The 16,523-nt window shown below is 58.3% G+C and carries 20 protein-coding genes; 7 read left to right on the forward strand and 13 right to left on the reverse strand.

Annotated features, from left to right (window positions below; all coding sequences use genetic code 11):
• Positions 1 to 39: 39 nt before the first annotated feature.
• The 6 genes from H4W29_RS21405 to H4W29_RS21430 all read right to left on the reverse strand — a co-directional run bounded on the left by H4W29_RS21405 (position 40) and on the right by H4W29_RS21430 (position 5,152).
• A complete protein-coding gene (locus tag H4W29_RS21405; protein ID WP_192730893.1) occupies positions 40 to 210 on the reverse strand; it encodes a hypothetical protein in 171 nt (56 codons plus the stop codon).
• A gap of 320 nt (positions 211 to 530) precedes the next feature.
• On the reverse strand, positions 531 to 1,508 hold the full coding sequence (locus tag H4W29_RS21410; protein WP_192730894.1) for a glycosyltransferase: 978 nt from the start codon (positions 1,506 to 1,508) through the stop codon (positions 531 to 533).
• 117 nt (positions 1,509 to 1,625) lie between these two features.
• A complete protein-coding gene (locus H4W29_RS21415; RefSeq protein WP_192730895.1) occupies positions 1,626 to 2,369 on the reverse strand; it encodes a glycosyltransferase family protein in 744 nt (247 codons plus the stop codon).
• On the reverse strand, positions 2,362 to 3,855 hold the full coding sequence (locus H4W29_RS21420; protein WP_192730896.1) for a glycosyltransferase family 2 protein: 1,494 nt from the start codon (positions 3,853 to 3,855) through the stop codon (positions 2,362 to 2,364). Before H4W29_RS21420 ends, H4W29_RS21415 begins: the two co-directional genes overlap by 8 nt.
• A complete protein-coding gene (locus H4W29_RS21425) occupies positions 3,852 to 4,481 on the reverse strand; it encodes an HAD family hydrolase (RefSeq protein WP_007823215.1) in 630 nt (209 codons plus the stop codon). The genes H4W29_RS21420 and H4W29_RS21425 overlap by 4 nt, the downstream gene beginning before the upstream one ends.
• Positions 4,478 to 5,152 (reverse strand): PI-PLC domain-containing protein, encoded by a 675-nt coding sequence (locus H4W29_RS21430; protein WP_192730897.1) that lies wholly within the window; start codon positions 5,150 to 5,152, stop codon positions 4,478 to 4,480. The genes H4W29_RS21425 and H4W29_RS21430 overlap by 4 nt, the downstream gene beginning before the upstream one ends.
• Before the next feature lie 239 nt (positions 5,153 to 5,391).
• Here H4W29_RS21430 and H4W29_RS21435 point away from each other — a divergent pair, with 239 nt between their 5' ends.
• Both H4W29_RS21435 and H4W29_RS21440 read left to right on the forward strand, forming a co-directional pair.
• Positions 5,392 to 6,897: an oligosaccharide flippase family protein gene (locus H4W29_RS21435; protein ID WP_192730898.1), complete on the forward strand. Its 1,506-nt coding sequence runs from the start codon at positions 5,392 to 5,394 to the stop codon at positions 6,895 to 6,897.
• Between the two features lie 232 nt (positions 6,898 to 7,129).
• On the forward strand, positions 7,130 to 7,525 hold the full coding sequence (locus H4W29_RS21440) for a hypothetical protein (RefSeq protein WP_192730899.1): 396 nt from the start codon (positions 7,130 to 7,132) through the stop codon (positions 7,523 to 7,525).
• Positions 7,526 to 7,546: 21 nt separating this feature from the next.
• Here H4W29_RS21440 and treS read toward each other — a convergent pair whose 3' ends face one another.
• From treS to H4W29_RS21455, 3 genes are all read right to left on the reverse strand, one after another.
• Complete coding sequence (treS, locus tag H4W29_RS21445) at positions 7,547 to 9,190, reverse strand: maltose alpha-D-glucosyltransferase (protein ID WP_192730900.1); 1,644 nt, start codon at positions 9,188 to 9,190, stop codon at positions 7,547 to 7,549.
• A gap of 70 nt (positions 9,191 to 9,260) precedes the next feature.
• Positions 9,261 to 9,635, reverse strand: coding sequence for a GFA family protein (locus H4W29_RS21450; protein WP_192730901.1), 375 nt, complete (start codon positions 9,633 to 9,635; stop codon positions 9,261 to 9,263).
• A gap of 12 nt (positions 9,636 to 9,647) precedes the next feature.
• Positions 9,648 to 9,911, reverse strand: coding sequence for a hypothetical protein (locus H4W29_RS21455; RefSeq protein ID WP_192730902.1), 264 nt, complete (start codon positions 9,909 to 9,911; stop codon positions 9,648 to 9,650).
• Positions 9,912 to 10,202: 291 nt separating this feature from the next.
• Between H4W29_RS21455 and H4W29_RS21460 the strand changes: the two genes are divergently transcribed.
• The gene (locus H4W29_RS21460) at positions 10,203 to 10,466 is read left to right on the forward strand and encodes a hypothetical protein (RefSeq protein ID WP_192730903.1); all 264 of its coding nucleotides are present in this window, start codon (positions 10,203 to 10,205) and stop codon (positions 10,464 to 10,466) included.
• Between the two features lie 74 nt (positions 10,467 to 10,540).
• Here H4W29_RS21460 and H4W29_RS21465 read toward each other — a convergent pair whose 3' ends face one another.
• Entirely contained in the window at positions 10,541 to 11,095 is a 555-nt protein-coding gene (locus H4W29_RS21465) for a hypothetical protein (RefSeq protein WP_192730904.1), read from the reverse strand.
• 194 nt (positions 11,096 to 11,289) lie between these two features.
• On the opposite strand from H4W29_RS21465, the gene H4W29_RS21470 reads away from it, so the two are divergent.
• Positions 11,290 to 11,586, forward strand: a complete 297-nt coding sequence (locus H4W29_RS21470) for a hypothetical protein (protein ID WP_192730905.1) — start codon at positions 11,290 to 11,292, stop codon at positions 11,584 to 11,586.
• Here the strand turns inward: H4W29_RS21470 and xth are convergent.
• Entirely contained in the window at positions 11,540 to 12,337 is a 798-nt protein-coding gene (xth, locus tag H4W29_RS21475) for an exodeoxyribonuclease III (RefSeq protein ID WP_192732749.1), read from the reverse strand. The genes H4W29_RS21470 and xth overlap by 47 nt on opposite strands.
• Before the next feature lie 481 nt (positions 12,338 to 12,818).
• Here xth and rpsU point away from each other — a divergent pair, with 481 nt between their 5' ends.
• Together rpsU and H4W29_RS21485 are read left to right on the forward strand one after the other, a co-directional pair.
• Positions 12,819 to 13,055, forward strand: a complete 237-nt coding sequence (gene rpsU, locus H4W29_RS21480; protein ID WP_192730906.1) for a 30S ribosomal protein S21 — start codon at positions 12,819 to 12,821, stop codon at positions 13,053 to 13,055.
• Between the two features lie 68 nt (positions 13,056 to 13,123).
• Complete coding sequence (locus H4W29_RS21485) at positions 13,124 to 13,318, forward strand: hypothetical protein (RefSeq protein WP_192732750.1); 195 nt, start codon at positions 13,124 to 13,126, stop codon at positions 13,316 to 13,318.
• A 51-nt stretch (positions 13,319 to 13,369) separates the two neighbouring features.
• On the opposite strand, the gene H4W29_RS21490 is transcribed toward H4W29_RS21485, so the two are convergent.
• Both H4W29_RS21490 and H4W29_RS21495 read right to left on the reverse strand, forming a co-directional pair.
• Positions 13,370 to 14,668, reverse strand: a complete 1,299-nt coding sequence (locus H4W29_RS21490) for an acyltransferase family protein (RefSeq protein ID WP_192730907.1) — start codon at positions 14,666 to 14,668, stop codon at positions 13,370 to 13,372.
• 164 nt (positions 14,669 to 14,832) lie between these two features.
• A complete protein-coding gene (locus tag H4W29_RS21495; protein ID WP_192730908.1) occupies positions 14,833 to 15,462 on the reverse strand; it encodes an alpha/beta hydrolase family protein in 630 nt (209 codons plus the stop codon).
• A gap of 312 nt (positions 15,463 to 15,774) precedes the next feature.
• Between H4W29_RS21495 and minC the strand changes: the two genes are divergently transcribed.
• Complete coding sequence (gene minC / locus H4W29_RS21500; protein WP_192730909.1) at positions 15,775 to 16,518, forward strand: septum site-determining protein MinC; 744 nt, start codon at positions 15,775 to 15,777, stop codon at positions 16,516 to 16,518.
• Positions 16,519 to 16,523 lie beyond the last annotated feature (5 nt).

Consider the following 16,523-nt stretch of genomic DNA (forward strand, 5'->3'; position numbering starts at 1 on the left):
ATCCATTCAAACTATCGCGGCTGGTTGGACTTTTCCAGTTTACCTAGCCTCAACCACATCTGCGTGTGAGATGCTGGCGGTCAACTGGTCGGTATCGCCGGACATCGCGGTTCCGAAGACATAGAGCATGATGGCGAGAAAGACGATGAGGGCCAGCAGAGATGCGTTCCACGCGCTCGAAATTTTCGGGATATCGTTTCTGTGGTGCATGATTGAAAGCTCCTCTTTCGATGAAGAGCCGAACGGGCGTGAAGGGCAGTGCGTTCCGATCGCAGGACCTCAGTCGGGGCCGAATCAGACCAAAGTCCGAAGCGACTGGGACCGGGGGGCCGGGAAGGAGAGGAATTTCTCTCCAAGTTTAAAACCATAGCCATGGCTGCGTCTCCCATGTCGGGCGTCGCACTCGCCCAGTCTGCGACGCTCAACGGTTCTCGATCGGCAATATCCAGGCCAGCCGATAGCCGTGCCGCAAAGGCGATTTGAAGGAGTATCGCCTTCGTCAATCTGGAACGGGCGGATGCTGTCGGCCGTCAACGCGACAGGGCTTGCCAGGGCGACAGTCTTCCAAACAGATTAGCGATGGCCGAGAGCGAAGCAGCCCGCATGCGCAACAGTCTTTGCCGGCGAAGAGCATCGACGCGCGTGCCCGGTGCCTTCGCAAGCGCCGCCCTGGCCGCCCTTACGGGCTCCACCAGGCTGGCGGCCACATCCGGCAAGGCATCGACTTCGGCTTCGAGCCGCGTGAGATAGGCGTTCAGCCCATCGGCAGCGGCCTGTCGCAGCCGGCGGGTCGAAGCGTTTCGAAGTCTGCGCGTCGCCCAACGCAGATGTTCCTCGGCGTGCCGGTGCAGCGCCTGCGGATGCTTGTAGGCGCGATGGTCGCCCAGCATGTCGGCGACAAACGCCACTTCTCCAAGTTCGCCGCAGCGCCACCAGAGCTCCATATCCTGCAGATATTGCCAGGCGGGATCCCAGCGTCCGGCCTTGAAGAAGACATCCGTGCGGATTGTTGCACCCGGCATAGCGACCATATTATTGAGCAGCAGCAGCTCTCGAAACGCCTCGCCGCTGTTGCTGTAACTCCACCCGAAGCGGTGGCCGGGAATGGGATCTCCCTCATAGGTGATCTGCCGGAAACGGCCGTGGATCAGGGCAGGGTGGCGCATTGCCGCGCGTCCGATGGCGCGCAACGCGCCTGGAGCGAGGCGATCGTCGGCATGCAGTGTGACGAGGTAATCAGCATTCGCGCCGGCAGTATAGGCGCGGTTCCAGTTGTCCGTACGCGGCACGGTGTCCGGGTGCAGGGCGGGCTTCAGCAAAGGAGACGAGTAGGATGCAATTATTTCCCTGCTGCCGTCTGTGGAGCCGTTGTCGCAGATATGAACCTCGAAGTCCGGATAGTCCTGTGCCAGGGCGCTATCGAGCGCCTCGGCAAGTGTTTCAGCATTGTTGTAGCAGGGTATGATAATGGCGAGAGAGGGTAATTTGCTTAATGTCCCGGCTGTCATAATGAACTCCCGTTTACTCGTCCCCTGATCCCGCGAAGCGTGTCTAGGGATCGTCAGCAAGGTTCCGCCTGTTCCGGTCGAAGCGGGACGGTACCAGTATTTCCTCCGTTTTCGACGCTACCCGGCAAGGGTAGCGTCAGCGATCTTTACATCGAACACATCGTGCGCCGGCAGCGTCCGGACATCGAAGCCGTGTGCGACCACGCCGTTCAGCATCGGGCAGACAAAAAGCAGGCTGTTATGTGATAGGCGCGCCCGGTTCTGCAGGCTGTGGGCCAGAGCCAGATGAAAAACGGCGATGTTGCGGAAGGCATAGACGCCCGCCGATGCATTCTCGGAAATGACGACCTTTTCCCTCGCTTCCAGCATCCGGCCATCATTTCCAAGCCTGAGATAGCTGTATAGCGGATGGCGGGAGGCAAATGTGAGTGCGAGACCGCCGAGATTGGGGTCGGCGGCAAAGATTGCAGCAATATTCGCATCGCTGGCGAACATGATATCGCAGAGATCGACGACAACGGGCGCCTCCGGAAAAGCGACGAGTGCCGCACCTGCCGCTGTACTCCAGGCAGCGCCGCCGGTTGTTTCGGACAGCCAGACAATTCGCGCTGTCGGATAGCGTGCCAGCAATGTTTCCCGGGCGTAGCGCCGTGATGCAGGCCTGTCCCGCAGCACGAAAACGGGCACAGCCGCACCGCTCCACCAGGGACGCGCCTCCAGTGTGGCGCCGAGCAATGTCGTCTCTCCAACCGGCATTTCCGCCTTCACCGAGCCATCAGGCCGCTCAAAATCATTCCCGGCCATGGGAATGATGATGTTCAGCGGCGCTGTCGCGCCCGGGCTGGTTCCGACGTCATGCATAGACAGGCTCGCGGCCCTGCAGATATTCGGTCAGATCCTCGGGCGTGCCAAGCCCGTGCATGTTCCTGACGTCGATCTCGTAAACGCCGATGCGCGCACCGTTGCGAATGGCGTAATTATAGGCCGGGCAGACATAAAACTCGTTGTTGGTGCGGTCGTTGTGCACCATCATGTCGAGCGCACCCTTCATGAAATCGCCAGCGCGGCGAAAGAAGTAGATGCCGACCGTTGCCAGTTCCGAAATTGGTTGCTTTTCAGCAACCCTGAGAACGAAGCCCGCCGCATCGGTTTCGGCGAAAGACCATTTCGGGTCGCGCTTTGGATCGCGGAACACAAGAATTGATCCGTCGAGATCACGCGACATGCAGTCATCGATGAAATCGACGATACGCATGTCCACCACCTGGTCGGAATTGGCGATAAGAAGGGGAGCTTCCTCGTCGAGATGCTGGCGCGCCAGCAGAACGGTACAGGCGGTACCTTCGGTGAGTTGATCGACCGAGACGATCCCGACACCCTGCGAGCGAAGTTCGGCCACCGAATCCGCCTGACTGTCCAGATGTTCGCGCAGCAGCAGGACCGTCGGTTGTCCGCCGGGCGGGAGCGTGTTTTCCAGTACATGCTGGATCATCGGCCGGCCAAGTACGTCGATGAAGGGTTTCGGGCGGGTGAACCCGACCTTGGCAAAGCGACTGCCCCGACCGGCTGCCGGCACTACCAGCTGCACGGGTCGCTGGGCCTGTGCGGAGGACAGCCGGCGGACCCCGTTGAGCTCGAAATTCTCGATCATTTTCGGATTGTAGAAGCTGTGGTAGCGGTCGGCGGGAACACTCGCGGAAACGACGCGGCCGCCATCCAGGATCACCTCGTTTAGCGACGAGCTGACATAGTAGCGGTCGTCCACTGTTACCCCGTGCCTCAAGGCGGCAGTCGCGGCCTTGAAGAAAATCTGGGCCTCGCGGAAGTAATAGAATCCAGCGATCGCCTTGTTGCTGATCACGTCCTTCTCGGAGGTGCGATTGACGAGACCGTCGTCGCCGAGCGTCACATAGGACCAGCGCGGGTGGATCGTCTCGAAAGTGATGACGCCGGCATCCGCCTTGGCCGCCTCGAATTCCGCAATGACGGATGCAAGGCGGGTGTCGATGATCTGGTCGCTGTTGGCGATCACCAGCGGCTCGGTGAGGTCGATCCTGTCGACCGCCATCAGGCAGGTGCAGAGCGCACCGGCGGTCGGGCCTTTCAGCATGACCACCTCGGAACGACCGTTGGTGCTGAGGTCAAAGATCCGCTCGTAGGAATATTTGACGGCATCCTGCTGGTCCACGAGGAAGAGGAAATGGGTGTCGCCGCCGAGCGACTTCATGTTTTCGATGGCCCAAAGGATCATCGGCTTTCCGGCCACTTCGATGAGCGGGCGCGGATAGGCGTAGTCTTCCGGGCTGAAATGGGGGCTTGTGCCCGTGGTGGGGAACAGGACGATCATGCCATCACCTCCGATACACGCTTGATCTCCGACACGATCCGGCCGTAGACAACATCGGCCGGTGTTCCGATCTGCATGACGTAAGCGCCGCTGTCGCGTGCGGCCTTCAAGCCGTATTCGTTGTCCTCGAGGATCAGGCATTCATCCGGTCTGAGACCGAAGCGCTCCATCGTGGTGACATACATTTCCGGATCCGGCTTGGCACGGGTGACATCCTCATTGGAGACGATGAGGTCGATATATTCTATCAATCCGGCGCGGCGCATCATGGACTCGATGGTGACGCGGATCGAGTTCGAGCAGACGGCGATCTTGTAGCCATCGTGCTTGAGACGGCTGAGTGCATATTGATGGGCAAACACCGGCTTGCAGCGGGTGTAGATCAGCTCCATCGTATAGTCCTGCTTCAGCTCGTGGATCAGCTCGTTGAGCCCCTTCGGCAGGCCATTGGTACGGGAGAGGATCTCCAGCTTGCGGCGGGTTGGCAGGCCATCGAACGTGGTCAGATGCGCCTGGCGATCGATCGGCATGCCGAAAAGATCGAGCGCCCGGTTCAACGCCTCATAATGCCATTCCTTGGCATCGATCAGAACGCCATCCATGTCGAACAAAACAGCACGGATCATGTGACTTCCTCCTCAACCATCCAGGCAAAGCTCTGCTCGGCTGCATCGGGCAGATCGGTACAGATCATCAGCCGCTCGAGCGGAAGACCGCTCTTTGCAGCCTGTCGCAATGCGCCGGACCAGGCGGCCCAGACTGCCTCATGCGGGCGCTTATGCAGTTCCGGCGAGACCATCGCGACATATTTGCCGCGTCGCAGATCATCGATCGCCCGTTCGATCGAGGCCGGCTTCTCGGCGAAGGAATCTACCCAGACGCCCTCACAACGTTCGTAGAAAGAGGGGTAGAGCTCGACCTCACTGTAGCGAGTGAAAACCGGGATATCGCTATCGAGATAAGGCCTGAGATCGGGGACCGAAGCGTCGAAAACGAAGGAGCGTTTCGTCACCCCATACTGTTCCAGCATCGGCAACAGGGCAGGGCAGAGGCCGTCCGCCTTGATATTGATGGCCAGCCGGCCCGGGGCGCCATTTGCTGCATAGCATTCAAGAACGCGCGCAAAGGGCAATGCCCCGGTTGTGGCCGGATCGTGTGAAATAACCAGCTCGCCATTCAGATCGCGAACATCGAGTTCAACGCCGTGTCCTGCGGCAAATGCCTTGTCGAATGCCGCTAAAGTGTTCCGCTCCTGGGGAGCAAGCCACCAGCCACGATGTGCGAGTATCATCATCATTATGTCCCTCCGGCCCAATCGGCCAACAACGATTTTGTGTCGTCACAAAGGGCCGGATGAAATCCATGCATGTGCCGACCAATCTTCATATGCAGGATTGTAATTTCATCTTGACTATGCAGAAGTGAGTATAGATCGTCAACATCGAATATACACCAAAGTTGTTACTTTGGTAACACATGTGATGCGCGCAATAATGCCAATATAAACTCCAGATAAACTCAAAAGAACATGTGACCATGGGCACATCTAGTACGGCATCACTACCCGGCGCGGAGGAAGATCAGGAGCCGCGTAGTGTCTCTACATCACGGGATGCGCTATGGGTTTCAGGCGCTCGTCTGGTCAGCCAACTCTGCGGTATCGGTACGCTGCTGATCGCAGCCCGCGTCCTCTCACCGGCCGACGTTGGCGTCTTTGCCATGGTCTCCTCGGCCGTGTTGCTGCAATCGAAGATTGCCGAAGCCGGATGGAGCGAATATTTGATTGCTGCGCCGCACGATAGAGAGCTGCCCGGTACGGTCCTTTATTGCGCGCTTACAAGCGGTCTCGCCTTTACCATCCTCGGCCTGATTGGGCTTGCCGTTTCCCTCGTTTGGCTGGCGCCTACCGGATCGATCTTCGTCACTCTCCTGCTGCTGATGGCGACCATCGTGCCCGGCACCTTCATCATCTGCCAGAGCGGCGTATTGGTCAGGGGACGACGCCTGCGCGAACTTGCCTCCTACCAGGCGGCCTCGGAATTTCTGGGCCTTCTCGTGACGACCGGAGGGCTATTGCTCGGCTGGGGCATCGTCGCGCTTGCGGCAGGACGCTGCTGCGTCGTGCTTGTCGCACTCCTGATGTCCACGGGCTTTGCGCGCTGGCTTCCGCGCTTCGAATTCCATCTCACCACTGCCCGCGAGGCGCTTGCCTATTCCACCCGGCTTCTGGCATCGCGCCTCATGCAATTTGCGCAAAGCTACGGCGCGGAGTTCCTGATCGTGTTCTTCATCGGTGCGGCGGAGGTCGGCCTCTACAGAATGGCAAGCCGCATCGTCGGCGCCGTCACAGAGCTGATTTCCGAACCCGTGAGGATGCTGGCATGGAGCTATTTTTCCCGCCAGCAGAGCGCCACGGGCAGTGGGGCGGAAGGCCTCAGCCGGCTCATGGGTTTGATCATGGCAGCCACCGCTTTTGCCGCTCTTCCCGTCTTCATGGGCCTTGCCGTCATATCCGAACAACTCGTCAGCGTGCTGCTCGGGGTGCAGTGGCTCGCAGCCGCCCCAGTGCTCATCCTTTTGGCGGCTGCGCGCGGCATTGCCGTCATCCAGATGCTCAACGAGCCCGTACTCAGCATCATCGGCCGGGTTGCCCTGCTGCCGCGGCTGAACATGCTGTTTACGGCAACAAGCCTCGCCTGCCTTGCGATCGCCGGCTGGATCCGTCCGGACCTCGTCAATATCGCGGTTGCGCAGGTCGTGGCCGCGGCATTGACGACTTCAGTGTCTCTCTACTTCCTGCAGCGCGGCACCGGATTCCGTTGGCCTTCCTTGTTGCGTCGGATCCTTCCCGCCGGGCTGGGCGCCTGTGTGATGGTCGGCACCGTCGGTCTGGCTCTCCATATGGCAGGCGGTAGCTTGCATCTGCCCTTGGTCGATTTGTTTATGGGAGTTGTGGTGGGGGGCCTCGCCTATGTCGTCATTGCATGGTCCAGCGGTCGCGCCTTGATGGCGGAACTCAACCATGTGACAGGCGCGCAGTAGCGGCATGGAGGCGGATGCTCGTCAAAAGTCGAGCTTTCGTCAATCGTTGTCAGCCGACGGCTTGAAGGCCGAAGCACCAAATTCCTCTCAAATGGCGGGCGAGATCGCCTCATACGACTGGCGGTTGCTCTGGATCCACACGCAACGCGGGATGTGCCGGCGAGCTTCGAACTTATGACGGCCGAGCGCGTTCTCATCTTGCGATAATCGACCCGCCGGATGGGAGGTGCCTATGACGGATATACGCACGCGCGGATTCAAGACGAAGGCCGAGCTGGATGAACATCTTGCCGACATTGAAGGGGCTGCCGAAACGGAAGAGGCGATGTTGCCTCCGGTCGACTACGCGGCGGAGAATCAGGAGGCCGTCGAGCTCGCAAGATTGCAGGAGGATCTGACGTTGTTGCGCAGACACATCGCTCTCGTCCGTGAGCAGGCGAAGACCGCCATCTCGACACGCGCCCAATGGGCCGATGCGAGCGCCCACGAGCAGCTTGGAAACTACCCCTGGCTGAAACTCGCCGGTGTCATTGCCATCACATTCCTGGTGGCCAGGCGATTGCGGGTGCTGCCTTCTTCGGGAATGGTGACGATGCCTCTTGCCCTTTCACGCTTCAACCGAATGTGATCGGACGTTTGAGCCAAAAGCTCAGTCAAGGCGCAGCCAATAGTAACCATAGGGCTGGAACGTCAGCCGGTAGTCGGTTTCGGAAATTTCGGGAAATGCCTCGCCATTGATGAGTTCGACGGGAATGCGCCCCCTCAGCCCGACGAGCTGTACATCGGTAGCGACGGACGCGTCCGACAGGTTGGCGGCGCAGAGCAACTTCTCGTCGCCATATTCCCTCAAATAGGCGATGACAGCGGGATTATCATTTTCGAGGAAGCGGATCGCTCCTCTCCCAAAAGCCTGGTGCCCTGTGCGCAGCTGCAGGATGCGGCGAAGCCAGTTTAGCGGCGAACGCGGATCGCTATCCTGCTCCCTGACATTGATAGCCCGGAAGCCATATTGCGGATCGTCGATCAGCGGCAGCGCGAGCTGCTCTTCGGGCGCGGTCGAAAAACCGCCGTTCCTGTCTGGCGACCATTGCATCGGCGTGCGCACCCCGTTCCTGTCTCCGAGGTCGATGTCGTCACCCATCCCCAGTTCGTCGCCGTAATAAAGCACCGGGCTGCCCGGCAATGATAGGAGCAGGATATGCAGGAGCTCGATGCGCCTGCGGTCCTGCCCCATCAGCGGCGCAAGCCGCCGCCGGATGCCGAGGTTCAACCTTGCCCGTTTGTCTGCGGCATAGGTGTCCCAGAGGAAATTGCGTTCCTCTTCGCTGACCATCTCCAACGACAGTTCATCGTGATTTCTTAGAAAGATCGCCCATTGGCAGCTCTTCGGGATATCGTATGTCTGGCCGATGATGGTGACGATCGGTTGCTTGTCGGCTTTGGCAATCGCCGTGAATATCCGCGGCATCAGCGGAAAATGAAAAGCCATATGGCATTCGTCGCCCTTGCCGAAATATTGGCGCGCTTCCTCCGGCCATTGATTGGCCTCGGCAAGAAGCACCTTGCCGGGATAGCTGGCATCCAATGTTTTTCGAATATGCTTCAGAAGAGCATGGGTTTCGGGCAGGTTTTCGTTGCGCGTGTCGTCGCGCTCGACAAGATGCGGAATGGCATCGAGCCGAAAACCGTCGACGCCAAGATCCAGCCAGTAGCGCATGGTATTCAAGAGGGCTTCGACAACCGCGGGGTTTCGATAGTTGAGATCCGGCTGATGGGAATAGAAACGGTGCCAGAAATAGGATTTCGCCGCCGGGTCCCAGGTCCAGTTGGATCTTTCGGTATCGACAAAAATGATACGGGTTTCTTCGAACTTCTCGTCTGTGTCCGACCAGACATAAAACTCGCGCTCCGGCGAGCCGGGAGGCGCCCGTCTTGCCCGCTGGAACCAGGGATGCTGATCGGACGTGTGGTTGACAACGAGCTCGGCGATGACCCGGATCGACCGCGCGTGGGCTTCCCCGACGAACCGGCGGAAGTCATCGACGGTCCCAAATTCCGGTCGGATGCCTTCATAGTCGGAAATATCATAACCGTCGTCCTTGCCCGGTGACGGGTAAAATGGCAGCAGCCAGATCGTGTTGATACCGAGCTGCGCCAGATAATCCAGCTTCTCGGTCAATCCCTGAAAATCGCCGATCCCGTCGCCATTGGCATCGAAAAAGGATTTGATGTGCAACTGGTAAATGATGGCATCCTTGTGCCAAAGAGGATGCTGCAGCTCACTGTCCGACATCGAGATCCCTTGGTCTTCCGCTAGTTCGAAAGATGTCACGGATTGCCGAACCTTCGACATCGGACACCTGTCAGATCCGATCCTCCACGAACTGCTCTGCGCCTTCGACCGGCTGCAGCCAGGGCTCGCGCCGCTTGATCCAGAGCTCATAGGTGGGCTTGAGGCCGGTCGGCGCATCCTGCAGGGTCCCGAGTTTGATTTCGGCCTCGTCTTCGTCGTAGGCAAAAACCCGCGAACCACAGGCCGGGCAGAAACGGCGGCCCTGATGCACTGCGGTTTCCCCCGTGGTTTTGAAGGCGGATGCCTGCCAGATCCCGTAGTAGGTAAAGGCTGCGCCGCTCTCCTGGCGACAGTCGGTGCAATGGCAAAGCCCGATGCGCTTAGGTTCGCCCTCCAACTGATAGCGCACCTTGCCGCAATTGCAGCTCCCGTGTCGTATGGTCATCCAAAGCCTTCCTTAATGTTTCACCCCGAAAGGCGGTTGATCGTCGTCGAAATTGCCGTTGCTCAAACTGTCGTAGCAATTGAGGCTTGGCTCGCCGCCTCGGGTGCCGAAGGGTGTTAGCTGCACCATCATTTTCCTGGCGCGATCGATTGCGTCTTCTTCGTTCAGCGCCGCCGCCTCGGGAAGGCGCACCGTCAGTTGCTCACCGGCGTCGCCGAAGAAATCGATACGCCAGGCCTTCTGCCGATGCGTCACCTTTGCCTCGTTCAGATGCATCGAAACCTCCGTTCGGCCTTTCCGCCGGTTTCGCTTCTCTCGTGGCATGGAGATCAGTGTATCAACCGATGTACTGGCGATTGGTTCCGCAGCCTTTCCTCCTTCGGTCCTGCACTGACGGCTTGCCGGCCTGGTTCACTCAAGGCTTCGCTCTGCCGGCACCTTCCGAAGAACGTAAGCATTTATCGAAGAGCTTTGGCTTGGCGGTTGGAAATGATCGACGCATCCATTTGCAGCCCTCTGCGTTCACTCCAAAGATGAATCTTATTCGAACCCTCGAAAGGAACGCCGATGAGTTTTCCAGTTCCGACAAGCAATGATCCCACGCGTCGGTTTCAGGATGCGACCGATGCCGCCCGCCTTGCCCTGGAGGCGCTTATCGCCGATGCCAACGCTGCGGGTTGGAGCACGGACGAGATGACCGTGGCACTTGTTGAGGCGGCAAGGTCCCTTAAAGACGCAAACACCAGGGACCCCGACCCTGCCGACGATCCGGCAATAAGCGATGTCGATGCGAAGCAAGGACAGATTGGACGTGGTGAGCTATTTGACTGAGTGACGACCTGGCGGTTGTTCGTAGCAGGACAAGCGACAGGAAGTGAGACGGTATCTCGCACGACATCGTCTCGTCAGATTCTGATCTGCAGTAGACCTCCTCGGGCTACCTGTCTGCCGTGGCACCAGAACGGATGGATCATGTCGCTGATGGTCAGGATATCGGCACATGGAACAAGCGGCGACCATCCTTCATTGGAATCAAGCCCGACGAAGGCCAGTCTTGTGAGGGATCTTGTGCCTCCAAGCAGATCGTCGTCATCGATGGTGATGTCCACCAGCAGCACTTCCGGCGCCCGCACAGAGCAATCGACGGCTTCCCGGGCGATCGTCGTCACTGACGTACTTGCTCCGATATAGAAGGCCATGATCGTATTGTTGCCGAAGTCGGCGATGGCGGGAATGAGCAGATTTGCGGGCAGGGCCGTCAGGGTATCGCGTGTGCCGTCAAACCGATGCCCGGTTATATCCTCGCCCGCGAGACTGCGATTTCCCGAAAACTGATAGAAGATCTCGCGTCGAGTCAGATATTCGACCGTCCATCGACCGGAATGGTCCGTTGCATTTGACGTTGCGAGTGCCTCGATCTCCGAGACGACTTCATGGAAGGTGGTGCGAGCGTTAGCCATGGCAATTCTCCTTGAGGGGACAAAGGCGGCCGGCGGGTGAATGTTCCTTCCAAAAGAGAATAACTTCCTATGCAAGCGCGGTGACCTAAGGCTGTGCTCATAACGGCTTTCGATATCGTTGCGCTGAAAGGCGCAGATAGCGTCATCATATTGACGCAGTGCGCGTTAACCTTTGAGAGTGAAAGGAGAGGAGCATGGCCAGACACGATAGCTACTATATCGAGATCACCACGCGTCTTCGATCGGTGCGATCCTTCTGCGACTTCCTTTCTAGCGGCGGGACCGTCGGCGTTGCTTCGGCGGACGGCTCACGCTACGGCGATGTCACTACCGATCTGCTTGCGAGAACGCGCAAGGAAGCAGAAGCTCTCGATCGCATGCGCCGTCAACTCTTTCCGGATCGTGCGGACGAAGAAGTCTCGCCAGCACTCTATACGTGTGGACTTACCGGCTCCCGCCAGTCGCGTAAGGCAGGTCGAGCTCAATCATGACGGGGGCATGATCGCTCGTATGGTCCCAGCCCCGAGGATTGCGCCGGACGCTGGCAGAGCCAAGATGTCCAGCGACATCGGGACTGAGAAGAACATGGTCGATCCGCAGTCCTGCATCCCGTTCGAATGAGTTTCTCCAGTATTTCCAGAAGGTGTAGATTCGCTCATTCGGGTGAAGGTGGCGAAGTGCATCCGTCCATCCTTGTTGAACCAATCTGGCATAGGCCTTCCTGACCTCGGGCCTGAACAAGGCATCATCGCGCCATCGTTCCGGGGAATAGACATCCATGTCGGTCGGTATGACGTTGAAATCGCCAATGAGCAGGGTGGGGACTTTGAGGTCCAGGAGCTCCCCGGCATAGTGATGCAGGCGCTGGAACCAGCGCAGCTTGTAGTCGAATTTCGGACCAGGCGCCGGATTGCCGTTTGGAAGATAGAGACAGCCGATCAACATCCCGTTTATGGCAGCCTCGATGTAACGGCTGTGGCTGTCGTCCGGATCGCCGGGCAGGCCACGGCGTGTCAGCACCGGCAAAACGCTTCTCGCAAGAATTGCCACACCATTCCAGCTCTTTTGGCCATGCCAGACGGCACGATATCCGGCACCTTCGATCTCTCGTCGCGGGAACCGATCGTCGGAAGTTTTCAGTTCCTGAAGACAGACGACATCAGGCGCATCTTCTTCCAGCCATCGCAGCAATATCGGAAGGCGGCCGATGATCCCGTTAATATTATAAGTAGCTATCTTCAATCGGCCTCCAAAGTGTGAGGCGGGCCGGACAGGTTGGGCGCTCGTCTGCCATTCGTCGGCCATGGCGGGAAACCGGAAAAATCGCCATGTTCGCCATCCCCGTCGCGTCCGGTTGACACGGCCCGCGCTCGGCAAAGGGAATGTGCGTGGCGTCAGAAGGTTCCCGTCAGGCTGCTGGAGGTGGATCAGGCTGGCTTGCAATACCGTCGGGTCGTTCTTACTTACCGGCCTATCACCCCTATCGGTTTGGTGTGGCTCAGGGAACGACGCGTAACCTCTCTGAGAGGTGTACGCGCTTCAGCCAGAACCTTTGCAGATATCGACTGCTGGCCGTTCAGCACATGATGCAGCCACACTGACGCAACGCGGCGGCAAAGGGCGATCCTCTGATCGTTTCAGTCAAGCTCCCTTCGTGCGCCATTTGCGCGGAACAAATGCCGCCACCGAGCGGGCTCGACACCAGCATTCGAAAGGAGAAAACATGCAGGTCATCGTCAGAGACAACAATGTTGAACAGGCTCTTCGCGCCCTGAAGAAGAAGATGCAACGCGAAGGGCTATTTCGCGAAATGAAGGAGCGCCGGGCCTACGAAAAACCCTCCGAGCGGCGCGTCCGCGAAAAAGCCCAGGCAATTGCCCGACAGCGCAAGGCTGCCCGCAAGAAGATGCAGCGCGAAGGGCTTCTGCCGGCCGCAAGACGCCGCGCGTCCACACGCTGATGGCAGCGGCGCCGCCGCAATATGCCGGCGGCGCTTTATTCTGGCCCTCTATTCTGGAAAGGGACATCATGGAAGAGTTGCGTAGTTTGACGGTTTCCGATGATCGGCTTGACGACTGCCGCGAGGCTATCGGACCGGATCTGCAGGATTTGATCGATGCGAGCGTCGCCTCCGGCTTTACGATCGAGGAAACATTGATCGCGATCAGCGAATTGGTGGCAGAAGATTTCGCCGCGGCGATGAAGCTCCCGAGCGTTCACTGAGGCGAAAGATCAGAGAATGGGTGATCCGCGAGACGCTGGAGATTTGATCACTCAAGCGCGCGACACGCGATCGCGAGACGGTGCACCGTGACTGTCGCCCGCTTTTTCTTCTTCATCGAGGGCATTTTGCATTTCCTCGAGAACTCGAATGAGCGGCGAGGTCGCCGGCATTTTGCCGTCTGAGGAGACTATGTCGGAAGCAATATCGGCGGGCGTTTTCTGGCCCGTTCGCGATAGCACCGGCAGCAGGCTGACGATGAGTGAGGCGAAGAACTTCTTTCGCCGTTCGGCGACCTCTGCCAACAGGAAGCAAAGGATGAAGCAGGCGACGAGCAGGGTTGCCGCCATCGGAACCTGCTCCTCGACCGGATGCAGGAAGGAGGCAAACATGAGGATGAGCGGCTGGTGGACAAGATAGAGCGTAAAACTGCCGCCAGCCAGCCATTTGATCGCCGGGCCTGTCTTCTTGAACAGTACCGGAGCCGGGTAAAGCAACGACGCTGCGCCGATGAGGTGCAGGACCACGGCAATACCGATCAGGTTGAAGTAGACGAAATTGATCGCTTCCTGAGACAGTGACCAAGTCTCATACATATTGGTCGCAGCGCGATCGGCGAAAAATTTCAGGCTGAAGAACAGCAAAAGCGATGCGACGATCATTGCGATGGAGATTGGGCGCCGAAATGGCGGACGTTCGATGACGCACTTCATCGTCAACCAGCCCATGAGCCACAGCGGCATATACATCAGGATTTTCGGGCCGGCGACCGCGGCCCAGAGGCACAACAATGGTATTTTCGCGCGCCGCGGCGAAAAGGCAAATAGCCCGAAGAACAGGTAGTACTGAACTTCGAAGCCCAGCGACCAGTATGGTTCGCCGCTGCCAAAAACGGCATGCGCAAACCACAACTGATTGGTGAAGGTCACATAGGCGAGCGCCGCTTCGACTGATACCGGAGTGAAAAATCCGGTATTGATGAAGTCATAGTAAAAGGCGTTCGCGTGCATTCCGATGCTGTCGGCTACGAAGATCACCGCAATCGCCAGCAGAGCGACTGGCATTATTCGAGCGAGACGAGCGACGAGATATACGCGCCACTCCTTTTCGCTCACTTGCCCGACGTAGCTGATGACAAATCCTGAGAGAACAAAGAAAACTGCGACTGCCTCCCGTCCCCAACCAAGAGGTCCGATCTTGATGGAGGGGAGCAGGAAAACATGCGCATGGGAGAGAAATACGACAACGGCTGCGCCTAGCCGCAGCAGATCAAGATAGATGGAAAGATTGCTGTCAATCTTCCTGCCTTCGATCGCGCTCATACCTAATTTCCCGCCGATGACAAAGCGCATGTTCAGTTGATAGCCGCTTTGTTCAGGAACTGATTTCCGCGCGGATGCGCGAGGGCGCATTCGATCAAGCAAACCTTTTAAAATGTTTACCGAATAAGCTTAAATATTGAGGAAGCGGTTGATATCAGCAGGAATATCGCGTCATGCGGGTGTTGATCTATTCGCTACAGCCGCCCTACCCAGGCTGCCGTATATTCGGACAATCGCCGCATATGGTCGCCAGCGGAATATCCGGAGATTTTCTTGCGCGGCTTGAGATCGTGGTCGCCATCTTCCAGCCAGAGCAGATCGATCTGATCTGAGAGCGAGTAGGTTGCGACCTCTTCCCTTGATCCGAAGGGATCACGCGTTCCCTGGCAGATCAGTGTCGGCGTTTGCAGGCTTTCCAGATGCGCGGTGCGAAGCTGGTCCGGCTTTCCCGGCGGGTGAAACGGATATCCGAGGCAAAGCAGGCCCCGGATTTTCTTCGCCGCCAAAGTCTCGTCTGCGATCATGCTTGCGACACGACCGCCCATCGACTTGCCCCCGATGACCAGGTTGCCGGCATTGAGTTCACCGATCGCTGCGCGATATTCGCCGAGCAGATGGTCTGCACGAGGAGGCGGCTTTACCGCACCGGTCTGACGACGCTGGGCCATATAGGCAAATTCGAATCGCGCCACCTTGAAGCCGCCGTCTGCGAGCGCTTTCGATAGATCGGTCATCGACGCAGAATCCATCGCTCCGCCTGCACCATGAGCAAGGAGGACGGTGAAACTTGCCGTTTCCGGTCCCGAAATCAAAAAGCTCGTCATTTCTTCTCCGCGTCATTGATGTGAGTCTGTCATACAGGCGTCGGTACTCTGCGAGCGAAGATGCGAGCTTAGCAAGAGCATGGCCCTCATTCGACCGAAGGCTTTTCCGTTTCCATTGCCCCAAAAAATCAAGCAAGGCCCTGATTTTTCGAGCAAAAGGCTGAAGTATAACCCGCATGAGGTACGACGTTCAGTGGATTGTTCGGTACCGTTTCAGGTAGCCATTTTTTGGCTCCATCAGCTCTGCGTTAACGATTTGTTAACCATGAAGCAGCTAAAGCTTTTAAACCGAAATTAACCAAGTTTACTAACGTGTTAACCGAAGCGCGCTCCATTCGCATCAAAGGCAGATCGTTTCTTGCGGTCGTGCTGACGCCCGATCTGCCATTCGAGGACTGGCTTGTGCGCCTCGACGACCTCGCTGCGCGTTCCGCTGGGTTTTTCCTCGGCAGGCCGGTGGTTCTGGATGTCAGTGAACTCGGGCTCGATCGTGTCGCCCTCAAGGAAATGGTTGCGGCTCTCGGGCAGCGTGGCGTCAGGGTGATGGGTATTGAAGGCGCACGGCCATCGCAGCTCGACGCCAGCATGCCACCGGGCATGGTTGGTGGGCGCCCGGCTGCTGACGTGGAGATGCCCGCAGCTGATGCCCAGGCGCAAGCGCAGAAGCCAGCTAAGGCGCAGCCGGCCGAAGTGCGGGAAGTCGTTGCACCGGTTGTTCGTGCCGCTCCGTCTTCGCTGGTGCTGCATGAGCCGGTGCGCTCCGGTCAATCGATCGTTTTCCCCGAAGGGGACGTAACGGTTATCGGATCCATCGCTTCGGGAGCTGAAGTGATCGCTGGTGGTTCGATCCACGTTTATGGTGCGCTTCGTGGACGCGCACTCGCCGGATCGATCGGCAATTCGGCGGCGCGAATCTTCTGCCGCAAGCTGGAGGCCGAGCTTCTGGCGATCGACGGGATTTACAAGACCGCTGACGATCTGCCGGCGGAACTGCGCGGCCAGCCTGCGCAATTATGGCTTGAGAATGATGCGATCATGGCGTCGCGACTAATTTAACGGGT

Origin of the sequence: Rhizobium viscosum (assembly GCF_014873945.1) — a bacterium.
Taxonomy (GTDB): domain Bacteria; phylum Pseudomonadota; class Alphaproteobacteria; order Rhizobiales; family Rhizobiaceae; genus Rhizobium; species Rhizobium viscosum.

Bases quoted from the DNA above. Each gene is read 5' to 3' on its own strand.
- H4W29_RS21460 (WP_192730903.1), top strand. From the start codon at position 10,203: ATGAGTTTTCCAGTTCCGACAAGCAATGATCCCACGCGTCGGTTTCAG.
- rpsU (WP_192730906.1), top strand. From the start codon at position 12,819: ATGCAGGTCATCGTCAGAGACAACAATGTTGAACAGGCTCTTCGCGCC.
- H4W29_RS21415 (WP_192730895.1), bottom strand. From the start codon at position 2,369: ATGCATGACGTCGGAACCAGCCCGGGCGCGACAGCGCCGCTGAACATC.
- H4W29_RS21435 (WP_192730898.1), top strand. From the start codon at position 5,392: ATGGGCACATCTAGTACGGCATCACTACCCGGCGCGGAGGAAGATCAG.
- H4W29_RS21405 (WP_192730893.1), bottom strand. From the start codon at position 210: ATGCACCACAGAAACGATATCCCGAAAATTTCGAGCGCGTGGAACGCA.
- H4W29_RS21495 (WP_192730908.1), bottom strand. From the start codon at position 15,462: ATGACGAGCTTTTTGATTTCGGGACCGGAAACGGCAAGTTTCACCGTC.
- H4W29_RS21410 (WP_192730894.1), bottom strand. From the start codon at position 1,508: ATGACAGCCGGGACATTAAGCAAATTACCCTCTCTCGCCATTATCATA.
- treS (WP_192730900.1), bottom strand. From the start codon at position 9,190: ATGTCGGACAGTGAGCTGCAGCATCCTCTTTGGCACAAGGATGCCATC.
- H4W29_RS21455 (WP_192730902.1), bottom strand. From the start codon at position 9,911: ATGCATCTGAACGAGGCAAAGGTGACGCATCGGCAGAAGGCCTGGCGT.
- H4W29_RS21450 (WP_192730901.1), bottom strand. From the start codon at position 9,635: ATGACCATACGACACGGGAGCTGCAATTGCGGCAAGGTGCGCTATCAG.
- H4W29_RS21470 (WP_192730905.1), top strand. From the start codon at position 11,290: ATGGCCAGACACGATAGCTACTATATCGAGATCACCACGCGTCTTCGA.
- H4W29_RS21490 (WP_192730907.1), bottom strand. From the start codon at position 14,668: ATGCGCTTTGTCATCGGCGGGAAATTAGGTATGAGCGCGATCGAAGGC.
- H4W29_RS21440 (WP_192730899.1), top strand. From the start codon at position 7,130: ATGACGGATATACGCACGCGCGGATTCAAGACGAAGGCCGAGCTGGAT.
- H4W29_RS21420 (WP_192730896.1), bottom strand. From the start codon at position 3,855: ATGATCGTCCTGTTCCCCACCACGGGCACAAGCCCCCATTTCAGCCCG.
- H4W29_RS21430 (WP_192730897.1), bottom strand. From the start codon at position 5,152: ATGATGATGATACTCGCACATCGTGGCTGGTGGCTTGCTCCCCAGGAG.
- H4W29_RS21485 (WP_192732750.1), top strand. From the start codon at position 13,124: ATGGAAGAGTTGCGTAGTTTGACGGTTTCCGATGATCGGCTTGACGAC.
- H4W29_RS21425 (WP_007823215.1), bottom strand. From the start codon at position 4,481: ATGATCCGTGCTGTTTTGTTCGACATGGATGGCGTTCTGATCGATGCC.
- H4W29_RS21465 (WP_192730904.1), bottom strand. From the start codon at position 11,095: ATGGCTAACGCTCGCACCACCTTCCATGAAGTCGTCTCGGAGATCGAG.